Raw genomic sequence first — 5985 nt, 5'->3', positions numbered from 1 at the left:
GCCCCGCGATGCCTCCCGCCCACCGTCTGAAAGGTCTGGTCCCGCCCGGCTTCGCCGTCGTGCTCGCCCTGCTGTTCGCGGGCGACGCGTCGGCGCAGAACGCCAAGGCCGAGGCGCCGATCCCCGCCGCCACCCTCGCGCTGATGGCGGCCAAGGGCACGAGCCCGCAGGCGCCGGTGCTGTTCCGGGCCTACAAGAAGGATTCCGAGATCGAGGTGTGGAAGAAGGCCGCCGGCGGCCGCTTCGTCTACCTCAAGACCTTCCCGATCTGCCGGTGGTCCGGTCAGCTCGGTCCCAAGCGCAAGAACGGCGACCGGCAGACGCCGGAGGGCTTCTACATGGTGCCGCAGCGCCAGATGAACCCGAACTCGCACTACTACCTGTCCTTCGACGTCGGCTACCCGAACGCCTACGACCGGGCGCATGGCGGAACCGGCTCGGCGGTGATGGTGCACGGCGTGTGCTCGTCGATGGGCTGCTTCGCGATGATGGACCACACCGTCGGCGAGATCTATGCGATCGCCCGCGACGCGCTGAAGGGCGGGCAGGCGGCGTTCCAGTTCCAGGCCTATCCGTTCCGGATGACCGCGGAGAACATGGCGCGCTATCGCACCGATCCGAACATCGGGTTCTGGCGGGAGCTCAAGGCGGGCGCGGACCGGTTCGAGGCGACCGGCGACGAGCTGCAGGTCGGCGTCGAGGGCGGCCGCTACGTCTTCGCGCCGTCGAAGGACCCGGCCAAGGAAGCCGCCGTCGTCACCCGCCGGGCGGCGGAGGAGGCCCGCATCGCCGCCTTCGTCGACGATGGGGCGGCCGCGATCCGCACCAGCTATTCCGACGGCGGCCAACACGCTTTCTGGGCGGCGCTCGCCGCCAAGGGCACGTCGCTCGGCGAGGTCAGCCGCCCCGAGGCGCTGGCCTATGCCGGGTTGGAGACGATCGTCATCCCCGCCCGTCGGCGCGCGCCACCGGTGCCCGAGGTGACCTGGGCCGCCTGGGCGGCGCCGGGCTCGCCCCTGTCCCCGACCCATATGGCCGGCTTCGTGCCGTCCTACGAGCGCGAGGCCGATCGCTTCGACGGCCTCGATTCCCGCTACCGGGACCGGCTTCCGCGGCTCGTCCGGGCGGCCGGCGCCGGCGATCCGACGGTGCCCGTTCGGGCTCCGACCGGTCCGCTCGCCCTCGCCGAACGCCCGTGATCTCCGAAACGCGAGGCGTGGATGGGACTTATCCCATGTGCGGGCTCGCACATCGCAGCGTGCGGCGGCCACCCATCTGAACCCGTGTCAGAGAGCGGCGATGAGAAAACCACCGTCCGCCCACCGCCTCGGTCGCATTGACGGCGAAGCGGAGAACGGTTCCAGATCGAAGGCGATCGGACCATCCGAACGAAAACGACCCGTGATGACGATGTCGAGAAGTCCAGTATCGGACGGCGGTCTCACGCTGCGCTTCTGGGGCGTGCGTGGTTCGACGCCGGTGAGCGGCCCGGAATACGCCGAGTTCGGCGGCAACACCCCGTGCATGGAGGTGCGCTGCGGCGAGCGCCTGTTCGTCGTCGATGCGGGCTCCGGCCTCTACGCGTGCGGCCAGCACAACCGGCAGGACCTGCCGAAGGACGTCGATCTTCTCTTCAGCCACCTCCATCTCGACCACACCGGCGGACTGCCGTTCTTCAAGCCGGCGGTGTTCGATCCCGAGCGGACCGTCCACACCTGGTGCGGGAACCTCGACGGGCAGTCGGCCGAGGACACGCTCGGTCGGTTATACGCGCCGCCGCTCTTCCCGGTTACACTCGACGTCCTACCCTGCACGCTCAAGCATCACGGCTTCCGCGCCGGCGAGACCCTGACCTTCTCCGACGGCGCGACCGTCGACACGATCCTGCTCAACCATCCCCAGGGCTCTGTCGGCTATCGGTTCGAGCATGATGGGAAACGGCTCTGCATCATCAGCGACATCGAGCACACCGATCCCTGGCCGGACGCCGCCCTGATGCGCTTCGTCGAGGATGCCGACCTGATCGTCTACGACGGCATGTTCACCGACTGCGAATACCCGACCTGCCGCGGCTGGGGCCACTCGACCTGGCAGAAGGGCGTCGAGCTGGCGCAGGCCGCCGGCGTCAAGGCGCTGGCGATCATCCACCTGCATCCATGCCACTCCGACGCGACCCTGCGCGCGGTCGAGGCGGACATGCAGGCGATCATGCCGACGGCCTACATCGCCCGCGAGCGCCAGCGCGTCGAGGTCGGCGCGACGCCGGCGCTGCGTCGCGAGCCGCTGATCCGCATCGCCTGACACCGTCACGGCTCACGCCACCGGGCGTCGGCGCCCGCGCATCAGGTAGGCGAAGAAGCCGAACAGCGCGACGCCGATGATCACGCCGCTCCAGCCGAAATTGGTGAGCACCTGCCCGTCGATCGGATGGCCGATCCGGCCGAGCGCCACGAGCAGGCCGAGCGCCGCGATGACGGCCGAGACAATCATTCCGAGGATCATGGCAGGTCCGGCGTAGTGGTCCAGGATGGCGGCCGTCGCCTCGCGACGGCTTCACCTGCCAGAATGCTTACCCATGGTTGCCGTTCCGACGCGCCCGTTCACGGAGGCGTGCGCTGCGGGGCGGTTCACCGGTTGCGGCTTGCAGCCAGTGCGCCCGCGACGAGCGGCGCGAGGATCGCGTCCGCCGCGCGTGTGATCGCGGGGCCGGCCGCGGACGGGCTTCCGGCATCGAAGGGCGGGCGCGGCGCGTATTCCGCCACGAGCTGGCTGGTGCGGGCATAGGCCTCGCCGCGGAGCTTGGCCGCGAGCGCCAGGGCGAAATCGAGCCCGGCCGAGATGCCGGCCGCGGTGGCGCGGTTGCGATCGAACACCACGCGTTCGTCGACCGGCACCGCGCCGAGCAGCGGCAGCACGGCGTCGCGCACGCACCAGTGCGTGGTCGCGCGGTACCCCGAGAGCAATCCCGCTGCCCCGAGGATCAGCGACCCGGTGCAGACGCTGGCGACCCAGGCGGCCCGGTCGGCGCGATCGCGCAGGAAGGCGAGGGTCGCGGCGTCGCGCATCTGGTCGGGCGTGCCGTCCCCGCCGGGAACGAACAGCACGTCGAGGTCGCGCGGGCAGGTCTCGAAGTCGGCGGTGGCGAGGAGGGCGAGCCCGGTGTCGCTCGCCACGGGACCTGCCGCCCGTGCCACGAGATGCAGGTTTCCCGGTGCGAGGCCCGCGAGGATCTCCTGCGGCCCGACGACGTCGAGCGCCGTCATGCCCGGAAACAGCAGCATGGCGATCCGCACCGGGCGACCGTCCGGGATCGCCGCAGGTTCGGGTGCGGTGCTTGCCGCCGATCCTCCGACGAGGCCGGTGCAGGTCAGGGCTGCGGCGACGAAGGCGCGGCGATCCACGAAACGGCTCCGGTGTCGGCGACGCCTGCGGCGCATCGCGACCATATGGGGTTTTCGGCTCGGAAGGCGCGGTCGGGCTCGCCGATATGGGCTCGCGAGCGTCTTCGGCCCCGGTCGGGGTGTTCGCAGCGCCGACGGCCGCCTATGACGAGAGCACCCATCCCGGCCGTTCGCGGCCGGATCGTCACCGCGGGGCCTTCGCATCGTGAACGTCTATTCCAGCCTCGAACGCCGCTTCGCCCGCCTCGACGCGATCGGCGCCGCCGCCGGCATCCTCGGCTGGGACTCACAGACCCTGATGCCGGACGGTGCCGCCGACGGCCGCGCCGACCAGCTCGCGGTCCTGCGCGGCATCGCCCACGAGATCCTGACGGCGCCCGAGACCGCCGACGCGCTGTCGGCTGCCGACGAGACCGCCCTCGACCCGTGGCGGGCTGCGAACCTCGCCGAGATGCGCCGCCTCCACGCCCATGCCGCGGCGGTGCCGGGCGACCTCGTCGAGGCGAGCTCGCGGGCGATCTCGAAGGCGGAGATGGTCTGGCGCGAGGCCCGCGCGCAGTCGGATTTCGGGATGCTGCTGCCGCACTTGGCCGAGGTGCTGCGGCTCCAGCGCGAGATCGGGGCGATCAAGGGGGCGGCCCTCGGGTTCGGCACCTACGACGCGCTGCTCGACGAGTACGATCCGGGCATGCGGCGCGCGACCATCGATTCGCTCTTCGCCGATCTGCGCACCCGGCTTCCCGGGCTGGTTTCCGAGGCACGCGAGCGGCAGGCGCGCGAGCCCGCGCCGCTGCCGCTCGACGGCCCGTTCCCGGTTGAGGCGCAGCGGCGGATCGGGCTGGCCTTGATGCGTGCGCTCGGCTTCGACTTCGCGCGCGGGCGCCTCGACATCAGCCTGCACCCGTTCTGCGGGGGCGCCACCGACGACGTGCGGATCACCACGCGCTACGACGCCGCCGATTTCGGGCGTGCGCTGATGGGGGTGCTGCACGAGACCGGCCACGCGCTCTATGAGCAGGGCCGCCCGGCCGCGTGGCGCAACCAGCCGGTCGGCAAGGCCCGCGGCATGAGCCTGCACGAGAGCCAATCGCTCATCGTCGAGATGCAGGCCTGCCGCAGCCGCGAATTCTTCGCGTTCCTGGCGCCCCTGGTCCGTACGGAATTCGGGCGCGACGGAGCCGCCTTCACGCCCGAGAACCTTCACCGCCTGCACACCCGGGTCGAGCCCGGCTTCATCCGGGTCGACGCCGACGAGGCGACCTACCCGGCGCACGTCCTGCTCCGCTACGACCTCGAATCGGCCCTCATCGCCGGCGACCTCGCATTGGCCGACCTGCCGGGCGCGTTCAACGACGGCATGCGCAACCTGCTCGGGCTCGAAGTTCCGAACGACCGCCTCGGCTGCCTGCAGGACATCCACTGGCCGAGCGGCGCCTGGGGCTACTTCCCGACTTACACGCTCGGCGCGATGGCCGCCGCCCAGCTCTTCGCCGCGGCCAAGCGCGGCGAGCCGGGGATCCTGCCGGGCCTCGCGACGGGCGATTTCGCGCCGCTGCGCGGCTGGCTGCGCCGCCACGTCCACGAGCAAGGCAGCCGCCTGCCCACCGATGCGCTGCTCGAGCAGGCGACTGGCCGCCCGCTCGGAACCGAGGCCTACCTCGCCCACCTCGAAACGCGCTACGGATCGGCTAGAGCATTTTCATTCGAAGTGGATCCCGGCTCGCGTGAAGGAAACGCGATCTCACAATAAGATAGAGCAATTCCCGTGATCCAGGGATCACGGGAATTGCTCTAGAGCGGGATGATGTCCACCGCCGAGCCGAGACGCGTCTGCGCGAGGTCGGCGACGTGGCGGTGGTGGGTGAACAGGATCGGCTGCACGGTGCCGCCGATCGCAGCGAGCGCTTCGAGGCCGTGGCCGGTCCGCGCGTCGTCGAAGGTCGAGAACAGGTCGTCGCCGATGAAGGGCGCCGGCTCGGACTTGCCGGCGTAGTCCTCCAGGTAGGCCAGCCGCAGCGCGAGGTAGAGCTGGTCGCGGGTGCCCTCGCTGAGGCCCTGGACGTGGACGGTCTCGCCACCGGCGCGGCGGGCAACGATCAGCGCCTTGTCGGCCTCGTCGTAATCCTGCGCGAGACCGGAGAACCCGCCCCCCGTCAGGGCCGCCATGATCGCGCCGGCCCGGGTCAGCAACGGGTCCTGCTGCCCCGTCCGCTGGCGGGCGATGGCGGTGCCGAGCATCAGGCTCGCGAGCTTGAGCACGGCCCATTGCCGGGCGCTCGCGTGAAGCTCGGCCTCGGCCGCCTTTTTCTGCGCCAATGCCAGCTCGGCCCCGGTCCCGCCCTCCAGCGCCTCGCGCCGGCGCTCGCTGCGATCGCGCTCGGCGAAGGCCGTCTTGCCGCGCTGGTCGAGGTCCTCGTCCTCCATCGCCAGGCTGCGCAGCCGCGCCTCGATCGCATCGGCGTCGATGGCGGCGAGGTCGGCACGCAGCGCGTCTTCGGGAACGCCGTCTGCGGCGCGTGCCAGCTCGACGCGCCGCGCGAGCGCTTCCGCCCGCAACGCGCGCCGGGCGACGAGGCGGCCGTGC

At 71.3% G+C, this 5985-nt stretch carries 5 protein-coding genes and 1 pseudogene; 3 read left to right on the top strand and 3 right to left on the bottom strand.

Translation table 11 applies throughout. The features are described 5' to 3' along the window. The first annotated feature begins 8 nt into the window (after nt 1–8). A complete protein-coding gene (locus FV230_RS23230) occupies nt 9–1199 on the top strand; it encodes a murein L,D-transpeptidase family protein (protein ID WP_147844084.1) in 1191 nt (396 codons plus the stop codon). A 205-nt stretch (nt 1200–1404) separates the two neighbouring features. Then, nucleotides 1405–2301: an MBL fold metallo-hydrolase gene (locus tag FV230_RS23225; RefSeq protein ID WP_147844082.1), complete on the top strand. Its 897-nt coding sequence runs from the start codon at nt 1405–1407 to the stop codon at nt 2299–2301. A 12-nt stretch (nt 2302–2313) separates the two neighbouring features. On the opposite strand, the gene FV230_RS23220 is transcribed toward FV230_RS23225, so the two are convergent. Beyond that, nucleotides 2314–2490, bottom strand: a complete 177-nt coding sequence (locus tag FV230_RS23220) for a hypothetical protein (RefSeq protein WP_246694967.1) — start codon at nt 2488–2490, stop codon at nt 2314–2316. A 137-nt stretch (nt 2491–2627) separates the two neighbouring features. Further along, complete coding sequence (locus FV230_RS23215; RefSeq protein ID WP_246694966.1) at nt 2628–3401, bottom strand: DJ-1/PfpI family protein; 774 nt, start codon at nt 3399–3401, stop codon at nt 2628–2630. 205 nt (nt 3402–3606) lie between these two features. Here FV230_RS23215 and FV230_RS23210 point away from each other — a divergent pair, with 205 nt between their 5' ends. Further along, a complete protein-coding gene (locus tag FV230_RS23210) occupies nt 3607–5151 on the top strand; it encodes a carboxypeptidase M32 (protein ID WP_147844080.1) in 1545 nt (514 codons plus the stop codon). Between the two features lie 41 nt (nt 5152–5192). Here FV230_RS23210 and FV230_RS29905 read toward each other — a convergent pair. Continuing rightward, nucleotides 5193–5985 (bottom strand): annotated as a pseudogene (locus FV230_RS29905) (chromosome segregation protein SMC); the annotation flags it as partial.

Source organism: Methylobacterium sp. WL6 (genome assembly GCF_008040095.1).
Lineage (GTDB): Bacteria > Pseudomonadota > Alphaproteobacteria > Rhizobiales > Beijerinckiaceae > Methylobacterium.
This window is presented reverse-complemented; position numbering and strand designations above follow the sequence as displayed.